This window comes from Stappia sp. G46H5W (assembly GCF_058448995.1).
This window is the reverse complement of sequence record NZ_JBZFLL010000006.1, coordinates 422,784-440,404: the sequence shown is the minus strand read 5'-3', so window position 1 is coordinate 440,404 and position 17,621 is coordinate 422,784. Positions and strand designations below refer to the sequence as shown.

Below are 17,621 nucleotides of genomic sequence, written 5' to 3'. Positions count from 1 at the left end.
CGGTTCAAGCGTTTGGTTCGATACACGTGCGCGGAACGCACAAAGGCAGTCAGTGCCGGGTCTCGGCTGCCGCAAGCATCGCCACCGGCATGGGCCGACGGCAGGCAAGGCAGGCGGGATCCGGCAGAACCAGGTCGAGGCGGCGGAGCGTCTCCGCGAAATTCGCAGCCGCCTCCAGGGTGAACGGCAAGCCGCCGGAGATCACCAGTTCCTCGGCGATGTTGGCGGCCGCCTCACGGTCACCGCGCTGCCAGGACGCAACCAGTGCGACCGCAAGGCATTCATGCGCGCAGCGATGCGGGCAGTCGTAGGGCAGAAGCGACAGACCGCACTTGGCCCAGCCGTTCAGCGCCCGGGCGAAACAGGACAGTCCGGTCACCGCCTGGCGAGCCCGGTTGACGCCCAGTCGCCCCGCATAGAGCGACCAGGCCATTTCCCAGCATTCGATGCTGCCCGTCTGATAACCGGCGAGCCAGCGCCGCAGCCCCTCGACGACAAGCGTCTCGACCTCCTCGCCGGGAGCGAACGCCGGCGAGCGGTCCTGCAATCTTCCAATCACGTCAGCCTCCAATCACCGGGGGTAAAGGCCCCGACATCAAAGGTCCCAGCCAGCCGGGATTGGCTGAACTAACGCTATTCTGAGTTTTACAGTCAAGATAATATTCCAATAAAATCAATATATTAGAAAAATTCTAAACTGAATCCGGCCACAGCCCTGCCCGCGCCGGACGGTGACCGGACCGGATTCTTCCTTGCAAAACAGGGAGGTTCGGCTCGCCGGAGGGCATGCGCCCTCAGCCGTTTGCGGCCTGCGGCAAACGGGCGGAAACGATGCGCCGGGCGCTCCCCAAAAGGCCGGGGGCGGGCGGGGCGAGCATCAGGCGCTGCAGATCGCCGGCCGGAACGGGGCGCGAATAGAGGAATCCCTGGATAGAGCGGCAGCCGGCAGCACGCAGGAAAGCCAGTTGCTCGTCCGTTTCCACACCCTCGGCAAGCACGGGCGTGCCGAGCGACTGACCGAGCATGAGCACCGAATGCACGATGGCGCGGGCCTCGTCGGACACCGCAAGATCGGAGGTGAAACCCCGGTCCAGCTTGATCCGGTTGAACGGATAGACCCGCAGGCTGGCAAGCGCCGAATAGCCCGTGCCGAAATCGTCGAGCGCGACCGAGACGCCGAGCGCCTGGATCTCCCGCAGAATTTGCAGGCTGAGGTCGAGGTCCGCCATGAACGAGGATTCGGTCACCTCGATCTCCAGCCGGGCCGGGTCGAGCCCGGTCTCGCGCAGGATCTCGCCGATGCGCTCGGGCAGGCCGCGCTGGCGCAGCTGAATGGCGGAGAGATTGACCGCCACCTTCACCGGCTTGGCCCAGGTTACGGCCTGGCGGCAGGACTGTTCCAGCACCCAGTCGCCAATGGGGATGATCTGCCCGTTCTCCTCGGCGATCGGGATGAAGACCGCCGGCGACACCGAGCCGTAGTCGGGATGGGTCCAGCGCGCGAGAGCCTCGGCGCCGGAAAACTCGCCGGTCGCCAGGTCCATCTGCGGCTGGAAAAAGAGGCAAAGCTCGCCGCGCTCGACAGCACCGCGCAGGGCCACCGCGAGCTCCCGACGGTGACGTTCGGCCTGATCCACGACGCTGTTGGAGAAACAGGTGCGCTCGAGAGTCTCGTCCTTGGCGCGGGCAAGCGCCAGCCCCGCATTGGCAAGCAGGTCCGAGGCGGACAGGCCATGATCGGGATAGATGGCAACGCCCATGCCGGATGCGCAGGGCATCACCATGCCAGATGCCTTCAAGGGGCGGCGGAACAGGGTGTCCAGCCGCTCCAGGAACTCGTCGACCTTTTCGGACGCGGACAACCGGCGCATGACCGCGAACTCGTCGCCGCCGATGCGCATGGCGACTTCGCCGGCCCTCAAGCCGTTGCCGACGCGGGCCCCGAGCGCCGCCAGAAGCGCATCGCCGGCCGAATGGCCACGCAGGTCGTTGACCGTGCGAAAATCGTCGAGATTCACCAGCACCAGACACAGGCGGCCGTCATGGCTGTCGGCCCACAGGCACTCCTCCTCGAGGCGACGCGAAAACAGCGACCTGTTGCCAAGGCCCGTCAGAGGATCGAATTCGGAAAGGCGCTGCAGGTCGGCATCGGCAGTGGCGCGGGTTTTCAGGTCCAGCAGGGCCGTAACGACACCCATGCCGATCACCAGGGCTCCAACGCCGGCAACCGCCAGCGCAAGCGCCGAGAACTGGTCGACATTCGGCGAGAAGAGCGGCCGGAGCGGCGTCACGGTCATCGCCGTCATGCCCGTGAAATGCAGCAGCACGATGCCCAGCACGAGTGCTGTCGTGGCGCCATACCGGCACCAGCGGGTGGTCGGGCGCATGAACCGGTTGAGCGCAAGCGCCGAGAAAACCAGACTGGCGATCACCGAGGCGATCACATAGTTCTGGTTCCAATGGATGAGGCCGTCGACCCGATATCCCGCCATGCCGATATAGTGCATGCAGGCCACGGCCGCGCCGATGACGACGCCGCCGGCCTCCGGCGCCAGGCGAAACAGGCCGCTGCAGGCCAGCGCGAAACCGAGCGCCGAGCCGACAATGGCGAGAAACAGCGACAGGATCGTCAGGGTCGCATTGAAATAGACGGCGGTCTGCGTCTCATAGGCGAGCATCGCGATGAAATGCGTGCACCAGATCGACGATCCGGTGGCCATGCCGTTGAGAAACAGCCAGCCTCCGCGCATCCAGCCTTCAGTATCGCGGGCGCGCTGAAACAGGCGGAAGCTGATCCACGCACCGACCACGCACATGCCGGCTGCCAGCGCGACCAGCGCTGCATTGTGATCTAACGTAATGCAGGCGATGATATCGAGCACGAACGGCTCACCTCGTAGGTCGCGCCAACCATCCTCCGGCGGATTGGACGCACGGCAAGAGACCCAGACACGATCATCTCCCCGAGGACACGTACCCGCGACAGATCACACTATCCCGGAAAGACCTTAACGGATCCCTATCCGGATTTTCCCTTAGGCGGAAAAACGCCCGGTAATCCGGCGCAAAAACCCTCGCAGGGCCTCGGCCTCGGCCGCATCCAGATCTCCAAGCAACCGACGCTCGGCGTCGGCGATGCGCGGCCGCACGGCGCGGAACCGCTCCCTCCCCTCGCGGCTCAGGCGATAGGCGACGCGGCGCCCGTCCCGCGCGACGCGGACCTGTTCCAGCAACCGGGCGGTCACCAGCGGCTTGAGCGCCGTCGTCAGCACCGAGGGCGCGCTGGACATGGCGGCGGCGACATCGCGATGGGTGATGCCCGGATTGCGGTCGACGAGTTCCAGCACCATGAACTGCAGCGGCGTCAAGGCCTCGCCGGCGAAGACCTCGCCAAAGACCTGATGGCCGCGCAGGAAGGCATGGCGCAGGAGGTGGCCGACCAACTCGTTGAGGAGGCCATAGTCGAGAGACGCGCCCGACGGGACTTCGCCCTGGCCTGCGCCGGCGCTCATGATCACGCAGCCGGGACGATCGGCGGGCGCTGGTTCAAGGCCTCGACGTCGAAGCCGGCGATCCGCTTGTACCCGGCCGCCGTTTCCAGAAGCTCCTCGCGCGAAAGCACGTCCTCGATCCGGCCGAACCCGTCCGGCGCCCGCTCCTCAACCACGTCGAGCACCTTGTCGGGCCCGTCGGCGCGGTTGGCGAGGACGATGCGGGCCGTTGCCGGACGCCGCTCCTCCTCATAGGCGGCGAGCGCTGCCGGTACCGCGCCATGACGCAGGATCTCGCGGGTCAGCACGCGCGCGTCGAGGATCGCCTGGCTCGCCCCGTTGGAGCCGATCGGATACATCGGGTGCGCGGCATCGCCCATCAGCGTCATCGCCCCATGGGTCCAGCGCGGCAGCGGGTCCCGGTCGACCATCGGATATTCGAAGATGTGCTCCGCATTGCGGATCAGCGCGGGAATGTCGAGCCAGTCGAAGCGCCAGGTGTCGAAACGCGGCAGGAAGTCGTCGGGATTGCCCGGCCGGTTCCAGTCCTCGCGCCGCCAGATGTGATCCGCCGGCATCCTGAGGTCGGCGATCCAGTTGATCACCGTGCCCGGTCGGCCGTCGTCGAGCGTGATGTCCTCGATGGGATAGCAGACGAACTTGCGCGGCTTGCAGCCGGTCATCGCCATCGAACGGCGGGTGAGGAAATGCGGCGCGCGGGTGACACCGCGCCACATGACGATGCCGCCCCACGCGGGCAGCCCCTCGTCCGGATACAGCCCCGCACGGGCGGTGGAGTGAATGCCGTCGGCAGCGATGAAGACAGCGCCCTTCGCGCTGCCGGCCGGAGCGCCGGTCTCCCGCTCGACGAGATCGATCTCGACGCCGCCGTCGATGTCGCGCCATCCCGCGGCCGAAACGCCGCAGGTGACCGCATCGGGACCCAGTCGCTCGCGCACGGCATCGAGCAGCATCATTTGCAGCCGACCGCGGTGGATGGAGAATTGCGGCCAATCATAGCCGGCGGACATCCCGCGAGGCTCCGACCAGATCGGCTGGCCGTGACTGGAGAAATAGGCGACTTCCTGCGTCCTCAGGCCGATGGCATCCAGGCGGTCCAGCAGTCCGAGTTCATCGAGCTCGCGCACCGCATGGGGCTGCAGGTTGATGCCGACGCCGAGCGGGCGGATCTCACGCACCGCCTCGAATACGCGAACGGGCACGCCAATCCGATGCAGGCTGAGGGCGAGCGTCAGGCCGGCGATGCCAGCGCCGGCAACGAGAACGGTCATGACGGAAATCCTTGCGCCAGAAAGACGCCCCGCCGGCCGCAGCCCGGCCGGCGGGGCCGCCGGTTACTCGCCGGCGTACTTGGTGATCAAGGCCCGGGCGTCCTCGACCATGGCGGCGCCGTCATAGCCCTTGCCGGACACTTCCTCGACCCAGGCAGCAACGACCGGCTCGGCCGCGGCCTTCCAGCGATCCACCTCTTCCGGCGGCAGCTTGCGGATCGTGTTGCCGGCCTTTTCGGCGGCAGCGATACCCGGCAGGTCGCCCTCGTCCATGACGCGGCCGACCCACTTGGACACTTCGCGGCCGCTGTTGGCGTCGATGATCGCCTTCAAATCGGCGGGCAGGCTGTCGTATTTCGCCTTGTTCATCGCGAAGACGAACGTCGCCGTGTAGAGCCCGCGCGAGCCTTCAAAGTCGGTATGGCTGTTGACGAGTTCGGCGACCTTCAGCGGCGTGGTCACTTCCCACGGCACGACGGTTCCGTCGATCACGCCCTTGGACAGCGCCTCGGGCATGGCCGGGACCGGCATGCCGACCGGGGTCGCGCCGAGCGCGCCGAGCAGCGCGTTGGTCTGGCGGGTCGGACCGCGCAGCTTGAGGCCGTTCATGTCCTCCAGCTTGGTCACGCCGTCGCCCTTGACGTGCAGCAGGCCGGGGCCGTGCACATGCACCGCGATCGGATGGACGTCCTTGAACTCGTCGGTGAGGTACTTCTCGTAGAAGTCCCAGAAGGCCTGGCTGGTGGGCTCTGCCTTGCCGGCCATGAAGGGCAGCTCGAACGCCTCGGTACCCGGGAAGCGGCCCGGCGTGTAGCCCGGCAGGGTCCAGACGATGTCGACGACGCCATCGCGCGCCTGATCGTAGAGCGAGGGCGGCGTGCCTCCGAGCTGCATCGCCGGGAAGACCTCGACCTTGATGCGGCCGTTGGACTCGGCCATCACCTTCTCGGCCCAGGGCGTGATGAAATTCTTGGGGACCGGCGCGGGAGCCGGCAGGAAGTGGTGCACGCGCAGGGTCACATCCTGCGCCAACGCCGGAGAAATGCCGGCACAGGCCAGCGCCGTCGCGGCGACGGCGAGCGTTTTCAGTCGAAGCATTCGGTGTCCTCCCAGGTTACCTTGCACGGTCCCGGCGCGTTTGCGCCGACCGCCCCTGCCCGCCGGCTGTCGCCGATCCGGGCCAAGCCCATGCGGACGCGGCCACCCCGGCGGACCGCATCCAGATCGTTTATTATGTAAACGATTATGCCCGTGAACGGGCAGACGATCAATCGTCTAAGCGGCCGCGATCAGAACCGCGAGACCATCCGGTAGGACTGGGGATGCAGCATCCGCACATGGGTGATCGGCTGGTCGATCAGCCATGTCGTGCGCTCGAACACGAAGACCGGCGCGCCCGGCTCGAGGGCGAGCAGCGTCGCTTCTTCGCGGCTGGCGGCGGCGGCGCTGAGGCCGATCTCCATTTCCGAAAAAGGAGCGAACTTCACCAGCCACTCGTTCGGGCTCATGCGCTCGAACGGCTCTTCGGCGATATCGGGAACGGCGGCGATGTGGATCCAGCGATCTTCGTATTGCCACGGCCGGTTGTCGGCGAAATGCAGGCAGCGCACATGGAGCATCGGCGTTCCGGCCGGCAGGTCCAGCCGGGCCCGCATCGCCTCCGGCGCCTCCAGCCGCTCGCGGCTGAGAACCGAGAAGCGATACTGCGCGCCTCTGGCCTCGACCTCGCTGCGCACCACCGGAATTTCCAGCCGCGCCTCGCGCAAGGGATGCTCGGCGATGCGGGTGCCAGCGCGGCGCTTGCGCTCCACCAGCCCGATCTCCGCAAGCTCCCGCAGCGCCCGGTTGACAGTGACGCGGGCGCAGCCGAACTCGCGCGCCAGATCCTCCTCGCCCGGGATCAACTCGCCGGGCAACCAGACCCGCTCGCTGATGCGCTTGAGGATTTCCGCCTTGATGGCCCGGAAGGATGTCGGCACCCGGATGCCGGCCGGCACCGGATCGCCGTCCTTCGCAGGCACGACGGGTCGTGACATCACATGCTCCGCTTCAGGGTCTGCATCGCATTGCGGTAGCCGGCCTCGATCCGCGCACGGTCTACATGGCTGCCGTCGCGCACCATATGGCGCCCCGCCGCCCATACGTCACGCACCAGCCGGTTGTCGCCGGCGAAAATCCATGCATCGAGCAGGGTATCGCCGGCAAGCCCTTCCAGATGCAGCGAGGCCGCATCGAGGGCAACGAGATCCGCCCACGCGCCCGTGCGGATCGCTCCGCTGTCGCGGCCGAGCGCCCGTGCCCCGCCCTTGAGCGCCTCGTCGTAGAGCCTGCGGCCGCAGGACCGGTCGCTTGTCGCCAACACCGCCCGGTGCCGGTCGCGCAGGCGCTGGGAATATTCCAGCGTGCGCAGTTCCTCCGACAGGGCAATGCGGATGTTGGAATCCGAGCCGACGCCCAGCGTGCCGCCATCGGCGAGATAGCGCGCGCCGTCGAAGATCCCGTCGCCGAGGCTCGATTCGGTGATCGGACACAGGCCGGCCACCGCGCCGCTCGTCGCGATCGCCTTGCGCTCGCCGTCCGTCAGATGGGTGCAGTGGATCAGGCACCAGCGCTCATTGACCGCGTGATTGTCGAACAGCCATTCGACCGGACGGCGGCCATGGGCGGCCAGCACCTCCTCCACTTCGCCGGTCTGCTCGGCAATATGCATGTGCAGCGGATCGGCAGGCCGCATCGCGGCGACCTTCGCAAGGTCCTCTGCCGGCACCGCGCGCAACGAATGCGGCGCGATTCCGAGCCGCGCATCGGTGGGAAGCTCTGCCACCGCCTGCCCGGCGCCCTCGACGATCCGCGCGAAACCCTCGAGATCGGAGCCAAAGCGGCGCTGCCCACCCGCCAACGGGCGGCGGTCGAGCCCGCCGGTCGTGTAGTAGACCGGCAGCAGTGTAAGGCCGATGCCCGAGGCCCGCGATGCAGCCGCGATGCGGCGGGAGAGCTCCGCCCGGTCGTCATAGGGCGTGCCGTCGGCCTGATTGTGGACGTAATGGAACTCGGCAGAGGCCGCATAACCGGCCTCCAGCATCTCCATCTGCACGAAGGCCGCCACGGCCTCCACCGTCTCCGGCGTGAAGGCGCCGAGGAAGCGGTACATGATCTCGCGCCAGGTCCAAAAGGTGTCGTGCTCGGCGGTACCGCGGAATTCGCTCAGGCCCGCCATCGCCCGCTGAAAGGCGTGACTGTGCAGGTTGGCCGGCGCCGGCAGCAGGATCCCGACGGTGCGTTCCGCGGCCGCATCGGCCCGGGCAACTCCTTGTCGAACCTCGCCGATCCGCCCGTCCGCGGTGATGTCCACCACCACGTCGCGCGCCCATCCCGTGGCCAGCAAGGCCGTCTCCGCCCAGATCCGCATCCTGTCCGCCTCATTTTTGCGATTGACAATTATGTACATACATATCGTAATTAAACAAATACATATTGCAGCACTCCGGAAGGGCCTGCCGACCGGAAACCCTGGGAGGGGTCATGCCAGAAACTGCGACCGGATCCGCCGTCGGCGAGGTCCTGACCGCATTGCGTCTTGCGACCATGGTCGCGGGCACCGCCCCCTATGGTCTCGTCGAAAACGGCGCGCTCGCAATCGGCCCCGATGGCCGCATCGCCTGGTGCGGCCATGCCGCCGACCTGCCGGCGGACTACGCATCCTGGCCATCCCGGTCCCTGGGCGGGCGCCTCGTCACTCCCGGCCTCGTCGACTGTCACACCCATATCGTCCATGGCGGCAACCGGGCCCGCGAGTTCGAGCTGCGCCTCGAAGGGGCGAGCTATGAGGAGATCGCCCGCGCCGGCGGCGGCATCGTCTCCACCGTCGCGGCGACGCGGGCTGCAAGCGAGGACGACCTCGTCGCCTCCGCCCTGCCCCGGCTCGACACGCTGATCGGCGAAGGCGTCACCACCATCGAGATCAAGTCGGGCTACGGCCTGACCATCGCCGACGAAATCCGCATGCTTACGGCCGCACGCCGTCTCGGTCGGGAACGCGGCGTGCGCGTCGTCACGTCCTGGCTGGCCGCGCATGCGGTGCCGGTCGAATACAAGGGCCGTTCGCAGGCCTATCTCGACGAGGTGGCGCTGCCGGGCCTCGATGCGGCGCATGCGGCCGGCCTGGTCGACGCCGTCGACGGCTTCTGCGAGGGCATCGCCTTTTCCCCGGCCGAGATGGCGCAGGTCTTCGAGCGGGCAAAGGCTCTCGGCCTGCCGATCAAGCTGCATGCCGAACAGCTGTCGGATCTCGGCGGGGCGAAGCTTGCCGCGCAATACGGAGCGCTGTCCGCCGATCACCTGGAACATCTCGGCCAGGACGGTGTGGATACGATGGCGGCCTCCGGCACGGTCGCCGTGCTTCTGCCCGGCGCCTTCTACACCTTGCGCGAACCGCAGGCGCCTCCCGTTGCAGCGCTGCGCGCAGCCCGCGTGCCGATCGCCCTTGCCACCGACTGCAATCCCGGCTCCTCGCCGCTGACCTCGCTGCTGCTCGCGATGAACATGGGCGCCACCCTGTTCCGCCTTACGCCGGAAGAGTGCCTTGCCGGTGCGACCCGCGAGGCGGCACGGGCGCTCGGCCTTGCCGGCGAGATCGGCACCATCGAGGCCGGCAAGCGCGCCGACCTCGCCGTCTGGAACGTCGCGGAGCCGGCCGAGCTGACCTATCGCATCGGCTTCAACCCGCTGCACGAACGCATCTTCGGAGGCGCACAATGAGCGTCATGACCCTTACGCCGGGCAGCGTCACCCTGGCCCAGCTCGAACGCATCCACCGCGAGAGCCTGCCCGCGCGCATCGACCGCAGCGCACAAGCCGACATCGAACGCGCGGCCGAGCGGGTCGCCGCGGCTGCCATGGGCGAGGAGGCCGTCTACGGCGTCAACACCGGCTTCGGCAAGCTTGCCAGCGTCAAGATCGCAGGCGCCGACACGGCGACGCTCCAGCGCAACCTGATCCTGTCCCATTGCTGCGGCGTCGGCGAGTTGCTCGACGGCGCGACGACGCGGCTGATGATGGTGCTGAAACTGCTGTCGCTCGGGCGCGGCGCCTCGGGCGTACGCTTCGAGGTATTGAAGCTGATCGAGGACTGCCTTGCCGCCGGCATCACCCCTTGCGTTCCCTCGCAGGGGTCAGTCGGCGCCTCGGGCGACCTTGCCCCGCTCGCCCACATGACCGCCGTACTGATCGGCGAAGGCGAGGCGGACTACGAGGGCACACGCATGCCCGGCCGCGCCGCGCTGGAAAAGGCGGGGCTCACGCCGGTCGTGCTCGGCCCGAAGGAGGGTCTCGGGCTGATCAACGGGACCCAGTTCTCGACCGCCTGCGCACTTGCCGGACTGTTCACCGCATGGCGGCTGGCGGAAGCCACCGTGCTCACCGCGAGCCTGTCCACCGATGCGATCATGGGCTCGACCGCCCCGCTGCTGCCGGAGATCCACGCGCTTCGCGGCCATCGCGGCCAGATCGAGGTCGCGGCCGCCATGCGTGCCCTGATGGAAGGATCGCAGATCCGCGAAAGCCACCGCACCGGCGACAGCCGCGTGCAGGACCCCTATTGTATCCGCTGCCAGCCGCAGGTGGCCGGCGCCTGCGTCGACCTGCTGCGCATGGCCGGCCGCACGCTGGAGATCGAGGCAAACGCGGCGACCGACAACCCGCTTGTGCTGATCGACGAGGGACGCATCGTTTCGGGCGGCAATTTCCACGCCGAGCCGGTCGCCTTCGCCGCCGACCAGATCGCGCTGGCGATTGCCGAGCTTGGCGCCATCGCCCAGCGCCGGGTGGCGCTGATGGTCGACCCGACCCTGTCCTTCGACCTGCCGCCCTTCCTTGCCCGCGATCCCGGCCTCAACTCCGGCATGATGATCGCCGAGGTGACGACGGCAGCCTTGATGAGCGAGAACAAGCACCTCGCCCATCCCTGCTCCATCGATTCCACCCCGACCAGCGCCAACCAGGAAGACCATGTCTCCATGGCCGCTCACGGGGCGCGGCGGCTGGAGCGGATGAACGCCAATCTCGCGGTCATTCTCGGTGTCGAGATGCTGTGCGCGGCCGAAGGCATCGAGCATCGCGCCCCGCTCGCCACCAGCGCGCCGCTGGCCGCCGCCGTCGCCCGGCTGCGCCAGCATGTGGCCCCGCTGGAGGCCGACCGCTACATGGCGCCCGACCTGCAGGTCGCAGCTCGCCTCGTCACCAGCCGCGAAGTCGTGACGGCCGCGAGCGAAGCCGCCCTGCTGTCGCTGGGAGAGGCCGCATGACCCCCGTCGAAATCCGCAAGGGCACGAGCCCGATCGTCCTCGGCCTGCCGCACACTGGCACCCACGTGCCGCAAGAGATCGCCGACCGGCTCAACGCGCGCGGCCTGGAGCTGGCCGATACGGACTGGCACATCCACCTGCTCTATGACGGGCTGCTGGACGATGCCACCACGGTGCGCGCGACCTTCCATCGCTATGTCGTCGACGCCAACCGCGACCCGGCAGGCGCGAGCCTTTATCCGGGCCAGAACACCACCGGCCTCGTGCCGGAGACGGATTTCGACGGCGTGCCGATCTGGAAGGACGGCGAGGCTCCGACCGAAGCCGACGTCGCTGCCCGGCGCGAGGCGTTCCATGCGCCCTATCATGCCGCGCTTGCCGCCGAGATCGAGCGGGTGAAGGCCATCCACGGTGTCGCCATCCTCTACGACTGCCACTCGATCCGCTCGCACATCCCCTTCCTGTTCGAGGGCAAGCTGCCGGACTTCAACATCGGCACGAATGGCGGGGCGACCTGCCATCCCCTGATCGAGCAGGCCACTGCGGAGGTCTGCGGCGGGGCGGACGGCTACACCAGCATCCTCAACGGCCGCTTCAAGGGCGGCTGGACCACACGCCACTACGGCCGGCCGGCCGACAATATCCACGCCATCCAGATGGAGCTCGCCCAGTCGACCCATCTGGCGAGCGAGAGCGCGCCCTTCGCCTATGACGAGGCGAAGGCGGGCGCCCTTCGCGTCCATCTCAAGACCCTTCTCACCCGTCTGGAACGCCTCGCGCTCGACGGGTCGCTTGTCTCCGGAGGAAACACATGACCAACCCGCGCCACAACACCCGCACCGTGCGGGCGGCCACCGGCACCGAGATCACCGCGAAGTCCTGGCTGACCGAAGCTCCCTTGCGGATGCTGATGAACAACCTCGATCCCGACGTGGCGGAGAAGCCGAACGAGCTCGTCGTCTATGGCGGTATCGGCCGGGCGGCACGCACCTGGGACGATTTCGACCGCATCGTTGCGACCCTGCGCGACCTTGAGGAAAACGAGACGCTGGTCGTCCAGTCGGGCAAGCCGGTCGGCGTGTTCCGCACCCACAAGGACGCCCCGCGGGTGCTGATCGCCAATTCAAACCTCGTCCCGCACTGGGCCAACTGGGACCACTTCAACAAGCTCGATAAGGCCGGGCTGATGATGTACGGCCAGATGACCGCCGGCTCGTGGATCTATATCGGCAGCCAGGGCATCGTGCAGGGCACCTACGAGACCTTCGTCGAAGCCGGCCGCCAGCACTATGGCGGCTCGCTCAAGGGCAAGTGGATCCTCACCGGCGGCCTCGGCGGCATGGGCGGTGCCCAGCCGCTCGCCGCGGTGATGGCCGGCGCCTGCTGCCTTGCGGTCGAGTGCAATCCCGAATCCATCGATTTCCGCCTGCGCACCCGCTATGTCGACGAAAAGGCGGAAACGCTGGACGAGGCGCTGGAGATGATCGAGCGCTGGACCAAGGCGGGCGAGGCCAAGTCCGTCGGCCTTCTGGGCAATGCGGCGGAGATCTTCCCCGAGCTGGTGCGCCGCGGGGTGAAGCCGGACATCGTCACCGACCAGACCTCGGCCCACGACCCGATCAACGGCTACCTGCCGAAGGGCTGGACCATGGCCGAATGGGCGGCCAAACGCGAGAGCGACCCGAAGGCCGTCGAGAAGGCCGCACGCGCCTCCATGCGCGAGCACGTCGCCGCCATGGTCGACTTCTGGAACATGGGCGTTCCGACACTCGATTACGGCAACAACATCCGCCAGGTCGCGCTGGAGGAAGGGCTGGAAAACGCCTTCGCCTTCCCCGGCTTCGTGCCCGCCTATATCCGCCCGCTGTTCTGCCGCGGCGTCGGTCCGTTCCGCTGGGCGGCGCTGTCCGGCGATCCGGAAGACATCTACAAGACCGATGCCAAGGTGCGCGAGCTGCTGCCCGACAACACCCATCTGCATCGCTGGCTCGACATGGCGCGCGAGCGCATCTCGTTCCAGGGCCTGCCGGCGCGCATCTGCTGGGTGGGCCTGGGCGACCGCCACCGGCTGGGTCTTGCCTTCAACGAGATGGTGCGCAACGGCGAGCTCAAGGCGCCGATCGTCATCGGCCGCGACCATCTCGATTCCGGCTCCGTCGCCTCGCCCAACCGCGAGACGGAGGCCATGCAGGACGGCTCGGACGCCGTGTCCGACTGGCCGCTGCTCAACGCGCTTCTCAATTGCGCGAGCGGGGCGACCTGGGTCAGCCTGCACCATGGCGGCGGCGTCGGCATGGGTTTCTCGCAGCATTCGGGCATGGTGATCTGCTGCGACGGCAGCGAAGATGCCGACCGCCGCATCGAGCGGGTGCTGTGGAACGATCCGGCGACCGGCGTGATGCGCCATGCCGATGCCGGCTATGACATCGCGCTCGACTGCGCCAGGGAACACGGCCTGCGCCTGCCCGCCATCCTCGGCAACTGAGGGGACGGGTCCGCGGGACGTTCAAAGGGCCGGAAAGGCCCGACGATGCTGTGAAGGAAAACCAACCAGAGGACTGTGCTGCCATGAAGAGACGTGATTTTCTGAAGACCGCCGCTGTCGGCGGCCTCGCCACCGCCGCTGCAGGCGGTCTTGCCGCTCCCGCCATCGCCCAGGACGTGCGGCGCTGGAAGATGGTCACCGCCTGGCCGAAGAACCTGCCGGGCCCGGGCGTCGCCGCGCAGATGCTGGCTGACCGCATCACCGCCCTGTCGGGCGGCCGCATCGAGGTGCAGCTTTACGCCGCCGGCGAACTGGTGCCGGGCAACGGCGTGTTCGACGCCGTGTCGGAAGGCACCGCCGAGCTCTACCATGCGGTCCCCTCCTACTGGGGTTCCAAGTCCAAGGGCATCCTGCTGTTCGGCTCGCAGCCCTTCGGCCTGCGCGCGGACGAGCAGTTCGGCTGGCTCGCCCATGGCGGCGGCCAGGAGCTCTATGACGAGATCTACGGCCGCTTCGGCCTGAAGCCGTTCCTGTGCGGCAATTCCGGTCCGCAGTGGGCCGGCTGGTTCCGCAACGAGATCAACTCTGTCGACGACCTGAAGGGTCTGCGCTTCCGCACCACCGGTCTTGCTTCGGAAATGTGCGCCAAGCTCGGCATGGCCGTGCAGGCGATGGGCGGGCGCGACATGTTCCAGGCGCTGCAGTCGGGCGCGCTCGACGCGGGCGAGTTCATCGGCCCGTGGTCGGACTCCGCCCTCGGCTTCCAGCAGGTCGCCAAGAACTACTACTGGCCGGGCGTCGGCGAGCCGTCCTCGGCCGAGGAATGCGCGGTCAACAAGGCTGCCTATGACGCGCTGCCGGCCGACCTGCAGCAGGCCGTCGCGCTGGCTTGCGAGTCGCTCTACAACCCGGTCTGGACCGAGTACACGACCAAGCATGCGATGGCGCTGCAGCAGCTCGTCGCCGAGCAGGGCGTGCAGGTCAAGAAGCTGCCGGACGACGTCATCGTCGCCATGGGCAATGCCGCCGGCGAGGTCATCGGCGAGCTGCGCGAGAACGACGACGAGCTGGTGCGCCGGATCGTCGAGAGCTTCCTCGCCTATCGCTCGTCGGTCGCCGACTACATGGTCTATGCCGACAACGGGCAGATGAACGCCCGCGCGATGGACTACAAGTACTGAGCAAGCCTCGGTAAAACCTGCTAGGGTTCGGGCGCGGTTTCGGACCCTGGCACCGCTCGTCTTACAGGTCGCGGGCCGGTCTCCGGCTCGCGATCATCCCCCTGATCGCCCGCACGAGAGGACAAGGCCCGTGCTCGCCCGCCTTGCAGACAGGCTCGACCTGGTCAACCGCTCCGTCGGCGCCCTGGTGCGCTGGCTGGCGCTCTTCATGGTGCTGCTGCAGTTCGGCGTGGTGGTGCTGCGCTACGTCTATGGCATCAGCTTCATCTTCCTGAACGAGGGCGTGCTCTACATGCATGCCGCCCTGTTCATGCTGGGCGCCGGCTACACGCTGCTGGTCGACGGTCATGTGCGCGTCGACATCTTCTACGCGAAGTTCGGCACCCGCGGCCGCGCGGTGATCGACGCGCTGGGGGCTCTGGTCTTCCTGCTGCCCTCGCTTGCCATCCTTGCCTGGTGGTCCTGGCCCTCCGTGCGCAATTCGTGGGCCGTGATGGAGGGCGCCATCTCCGTCGGCGGCATCCCGGCCTCCTTCCTGCTCAAGTCGCTGGTGCCCGCCTTCTGCGTGCTGCTGGCCATTCAGGGCCTCGCCTGCCTGCTGCGCGATCTCTCCCGCATCGCGGCGCCGCAGGACGCCAACGCCGCCTCCGAAAACGGGACCCGCGCCTGATGCTGCCGCTCGACCTCCTGATGTTCGCCGCGCTGATCGTCGCGATCCTGATCGGCTATCCGGTCTCGTTCATTCTCGCGGGCATCGCGACGCTGTTCGCCATTCTCGGCCATTTCACCGGCCAGTTCGACATGAGCCTGCTGGGCGCGCTCGGGCAGCGCGTCTTCGGCGTGATGACCAACGACGTGCTGATTGCCATTCCGCTCTTCGTCTTCATGGGCGTGGTGCTGGAAAAGAGCCGCATCGCCGAAGACCTGCTGGAGACCGCAGGTCGTCTGTTCGGCACGCTGCGCGGCGGTCTCGGCATCTCAGTCGTGCTGGTCGGCGCGCTGCTGGCCGCCTCCACCGGGATCGTCGGCGCCACTGTCGTGGCGATGGGCCTGATCGCCCTGCCGACCATGCTGCGCAACGGCTACGACGCCCGGCTCGCCTCCGGCATCGTGTGCACCTCCGGCACGCTCGGCCAGATCATTCCGCCCTCGACCTTGCTGATCATCCTGTCCGACGTGATGTCGAACGCCTACCAGCAGGCGCAGTTCCGCCAGGGCAAGTTCACCATCGAGACGATCTCGGTCGGCCAGATCTTCGCAGCAGCCCTGCTGCCGGGCCTGATGCTGGTCGCGATCTATATCGGCTACCTGCTCGTCAAGGCCTGGCTGTCGCCGGCCTCCGCCCCGGCCATGCAGCACGAGGGCGCGCGCCCTTCCGCTCGGGAGATCTCCGGGGCCATCGTGCCGCCGGTCCTGCTGATCATCGCCGTGCTCGGCTCGATCCTCGGCGGCATCGCGACGCCGGGCGAGGCCGCGGCCGTCGGCGCCATCGGCGCGCTGCTGATGGCCTCCGCCCGCTTCGGCAACGGCCAGCGCAAGCTGGTGATCGCCGGTGCGGCAAGCCTTGCCCTGCTCGCCGTGCTGATCTCGGTCCATCCCGTTCGCCTGCAGCGCAGCGACGTCGGCCCGCTCGACTGGGCGGCCGGCGCCCTGGCAACGGTTTTCGTCCTCGTGGCAGCCGCCGCGATCCTGCAGGCGCTGGCCCGCACCTTCCGCGCCGATGTCCTCAAGCCGGTGATGAACTCGACCCTGTCGGTGACAGCAATGATCTTCGCCACCATCCTCACCGCCAGCATCTTCTCGCTGGTGTTTCGCGGGCTCGGCGGCGATCACCGGATCGAGGAATTCCTGACCAACATGCCGGGCGGCCCGGACGCTGCCCTGCTCTTCGTCATGGCAATGGTCTTCCTGCTCGGCTTCTTCCTGGATTTCGTCGAGATCTCGGTGATCCTGCTACCTCTGGTGGCGCCGGTGCTGATCCTGATGGGTCACGACCCGGTCTGGCTGTCGATCCTCATCGCGATCAACCTGCAGACCTCGTTCCTGACCCCGCCCTTCGGCTTCTCGCTGTTCTACCTGCGCGGTGCAGCACCACCCGAGGTCACCACCGGGCAGATCTATCAGGGCGTCATTCCCTTCATCGCCCTGCAGATCGCCGGAGTCGGCCTGATCTGGCTGTTGCCGCAGATCGCGACCACCCTGCCCCGCCTGATCTTCTGACCAAAGCCTCCTGGAGGCTCAGATCGGCGCGATGACCACGCTCTCGCCCTCGGGGAAGAACACTTCCTCCAGGTTGACGCCCGGCCCGCTCCGGTCGACGACCAGGAAATCCTGCAGGGGCTGGAGCACCAGCAGCGGGTGATGCCAGACGCCGCGGGCGATCTGGACGCCCTGGTCCCCGCGCGCAAAGAAGCATCGGCAATCGGCCGGGCGCGCATCGCTGGCGACGACCACCAGCCATGCATGATCCTGCATCGGCACGAAAGCCTGACTGCCGAGCGGATGACGCTCGAGCATCCGCACGGTCGGCGGGCTCGGCCAGGGCGTTCCCCGGAAAATCGAGAGTATCGGCTTGCCGTCCGGGCCGGGTTCGGCCTCGGCGAGAGCATGAAACCTACGGGTGCGCCCCTCGTTGATGAGGTGGCTCGCCTCGTGGCGGGCTTCGATGACATCTCCGAACGAGGAAAAGGCCTCGCGGGTCAAGGGTTCGGGCGTCAGCACGTGGGTCATGCTTTTCTCCTGGCAGACAGGTGACCTGGGACAACCTTCTAATATTCAATAATTGCCAAGAAACACAGGGTCATAGCGCGCCCGAGGCGGCAGTCGTTGCGAGTGTCACATCGGGGCAACAGGCCTTAATGATTCCTTAC

15 protein-coding genes are annotated in these 17,621 nt (G+C 67.5%); 7 read left to right on the top strand and 8 right to left on the bottom strand.

Features of this window, described 5'->3' with window-relative positions:
* Positions 1 to 49: 49 nt before the first annotated feature.
* The 7 genes from ACVJ6E_RS20255 to ACVJ6E_RS20225 form a co-directional block, all read right to left on the bottom strand.
* Positions 50 to 559 (bottom strand): hypothetical protein, encoded by a 510-nt coding sequence (locus tag ACVJ6E_RS20255; RefSeq protein ID WP_147421906.1) that lies wholly within the window; start codon positions 557 to 559, stop codon positions 50 to 52.
* A gap of 235 nt (positions 560 to 794) precedes the next feature.
* A complete protein-coding gene (locus tag ACVJ6E_RS20250) occupies positions 795 to 2,882 on the bottom strand; it encodes a putative bifunctional diguanylate cyclase/phosphodiesterase (RefSeq protein WP_120270337.1) in 2,088 nt (695 codons plus the stop codon).
* Between the two features lie 153 nt (positions 2,883 to 3,035).
* Positions 3,036 to 3,512 carry a MarR family transcriptional regulator gene (locus ACVJ6E_RS20245; protein ID WP_120270339.1) on the bottom strand — a complete coding sequence of 159 codons (477 nt, stop codon included), beginning with the start codon at positions 3,510 to 3,512 and terminating at the stop codon, positions 3,036 to 3,038.
* Between the two features lie 2 nt (positions 3,513 to 3,514).
* The gene (locus ACVJ6E_RS20240; RefSeq protein ID WP_120270341.1) at positions 3,515 to 4,783 is read right to left on the bottom strand and encodes a flavin-dependent oxidoreductase; all 1,269 of its coding nucleotides are present in this window, start codon (positions 4,781 to 4,783) and stop codon (positions 3,515 to 3,517) included.
* 63 nt (positions 4,784 to 4,846) lie between these two features.
* Positions 4,847 to 5,881 carry a TRAP transporter substrate-binding protein gene (locus ACVJ6E_RS20235; protein ID WP_120270343.1) on the bottom strand — a complete coding sequence of 345 codons (1,035 nt, stop codon included), beginning with the start codon at positions 5,879 to 5,881 and terminating at the stop codon, positions 4,847 to 4,849.
* A gap of 191 nt (positions 5,882 to 6,072) precedes the next feature.
* A complete protein-coding gene (gene hutC / locus ACVJ6E_RS20230; RefSeq protein ID WP_120270345.1) occupies positions 6,073 to 6,819 on the bottom strand; it encodes a histidine utilization transcriptional repressor HutC in 747 nt (248 codons plus the stop codon).
* Entirely contained in the window at positions 6,819 to 8,192 is a 1,374-nt protein-coding gene (locus tag ACVJ6E_RS20225; RefSeq protein WP_120270347.1) for a formimidoylglutamate deiminase, read from the bottom strand. The genes hutC and ACVJ6E_RS20225 overlap by 1 nt, the downstream gene beginning before the upstream one ends.
* Positions 8,193 to 8,305: 113 nt before the next feature.
* Between ACVJ6E_RS20225 and hutI the strand changes: the two genes are divergently transcribed.
* From hutI to ACVJ6E_RS20190, 7 genes are all read left to right on the top strand, one after another.
* Positions 8,306 to 9,541 carry an imidazolonepropionase gene (gene hutI / locus ACVJ6E_RS20220; RefSeq protein ID WP_120270348.1) on the top strand — a complete coding sequence of 412 codons (1,236 nt, stop codon included), beginning with the start codon at positions 8,306 to 8,308 and terminating at the stop codon, positions 9,539 to 9,541.
* Positions 9,538 to 11,085, top strand: a complete 1,548-nt coding sequence (hutH, locus tag ACVJ6E_RS20215; RefSeq protein ID WP_120270350.1) for a histidine ammonia-lyase — start codon at positions 9,538 to 9,540, stop codon at positions 11,083 to 11,085. Before hutI ends, hutH begins: the two co-directional genes overlap by 4 nt.
* Positions 11,082 to 11,900 carry an N-formylglutamate deformylase gene (hutG, locus tag ACVJ6E_RS20210; RefSeq protein WP_120270352.1) on the top strand — a complete coding sequence of 273 codons (819 nt, stop codon included), beginning with the start codon at positions 11,082 to 11,084 and terminating at the stop codon, positions 11,898 to 11,900. Before hutH ends, hutG begins: the two co-directional genes overlap by 4 nt.
* Positions 11,897 to 13,570: a urocanate hydratase gene (hutU, locus tag ACVJ6E_RS20205; RefSeq protein WP_097175863.1), complete on the top strand. Its 1,674-nt coding sequence runs from the start codon at positions 11,897 to 11,899 to the stop codon at positions 13,568 to 13,570. Before hutG ends, hutU begins: the two co-directional genes overlap by 4 nt.
* 83 nt (positions 13,571 to 13,653) lie before the next feature.
* On the top strand, positions 13,654 to 14,751 hold the full coding sequence (locus ACVJ6E_RS20200) for a TRAP transporter substrate-binding protein (protein WP_120270353.1): 1,098 nt from the start codon (positions 13,654 to 13,656) through the stop codon (positions 14,749 to 14,751).
* A 130-nt stretch (positions 14,752 to 14,881) separates the two neighbouring features.
* Entirely contained in the window at positions 14,882 to 15,421 is a 540-nt protein-coding gene (locus ACVJ6E_RS20195) for a TRAP transporter small permease subunit (RefSeq protein ID WP_491676517.1), read from the top strand.
* Positions 15,421 to 16,971 (top strand): TRAP transporter large permease, encoded by a 1,551-nt coding sequence (locus ACVJ6E_RS20190; protein ID WP_120270355.1) that lies wholly within the window; start codon positions 15,421 to 15,423, stop codon positions 16,969 to 16,971. The genes ACVJ6E_RS20195 and ACVJ6E_RS20190 overlap by 1 nt, the downstream gene beginning before the upstream one ends.
* 18 nt (positions 16,972 to 16,989) lie before the next feature.
* On the opposite strand, the gene ACVJ6E_RS20185 is transcribed toward ACVJ6E_RS20190, so the two are convergent.
* Positions 16,990 to 17,481, bottom strand: a complete 492-nt coding sequence (locus ACVJ6E_RS20185) for an ureidoglycolate lyase (RefSeq protein ID WP_120270357.1) — start codon at positions 17,479 to 17,481, stop codon at positions 16,990 to 16,992.
* Positions 17,482 to 17,621: the final 140 nt, after the last annotated feature.

What these genes read in the sequence shown, in the direction of transcription:
- ACVJ6E_RS20245 (WP_120270339.1), bottom strand. Translation starts at nt 3,512, where the DNA reads ATGAGCGCCGGCGCAGGCCAGGGCGAAGTCCCGTCGGGCGCGTCTCTC.
- ACVJ6E_RS20240 (WP_120270341.1), bottom strand. Translation starts at nt 4,783, where the DNA reads ATGACCGTTCTCGTTGCCGGCGCTGGCATCGCCGGCCTGACGCTCGCC.
- ACVJ6E_RS20235 (WP_120270343.1), bottom strand. Translation starts at nt 5,881, where the DNA reads ATGCTTCGACTGAAAACGCTCGCCGTCGCCGCGACGGCGCTGGCCTGT.
- hutC (WP_120270345.1), bottom strand. Translation starts at nt 6,819, where the DNA reads ATGTCACGACCCGTCGTGCCTGCGAAGGACGGCGATCCGGTGCCGGCC.
- ACVJ6E_RS20225 (WP_120270347.1), bottom strand. Translation starts at nt 8,192, where the DNA reads ATGCGGATCTGGGCGGAGACGGCCTTGCTGGCCACGGGATGGGCGCGC.
- hutI (WP_120270348.1), top strand. Translation starts at nt 8,306, where the DNA reads ATGCCAGAAACTGCGACCGGATCCGCCGTCGGCGAGGTCCTGACCGCA.
- hutH (WP_120270350.1), top strand. Translation starts at nt 9,538, where the DNA reads ATGAGCGTCATGACCCTTACGCCGGGCAGCGTCACCCTGGCCCAGCTC.
- hutG (WP_120270352.1), top strand. Translation starts at nt 11,082, where the DNA reads ATGACCCCCGTCGAAATCCGCAAGGGCACGAGCCCGATCGTCCTCGGC.
- hutU (WP_097175863.1), top strand. Translation starts at nt 11,897, where the DNA reads ATGACCAACCCGCGCCACAACACCCGCACCGTGCGGGCGGCCACCGGC.
- ACVJ6E_RS20200 (WP_120270353.1), top strand. Translation starts at nt 13,654, where the DNA reads ATGAAGAGACGTGATTTTCTGAAGACCGCCGCTGTCGGCGGCCTCGCC.
- ACVJ6E_RS20190 (WP_120270355.1), top strand. Translation starts at nt 15,421, where the DNA reads ATGCTGCCGCTCGACCTCCTGATGTTCGCCGCGCTGATCGTCGCGATC.
- ACVJ6E_RS20185 (WP_120270357.1), bottom strand. Translation starts at nt 17,481, where the DNA reads ATGACCCACGTGCTGACGCCCGAACCCTTGACCCGCGAGGCCTTTTCC.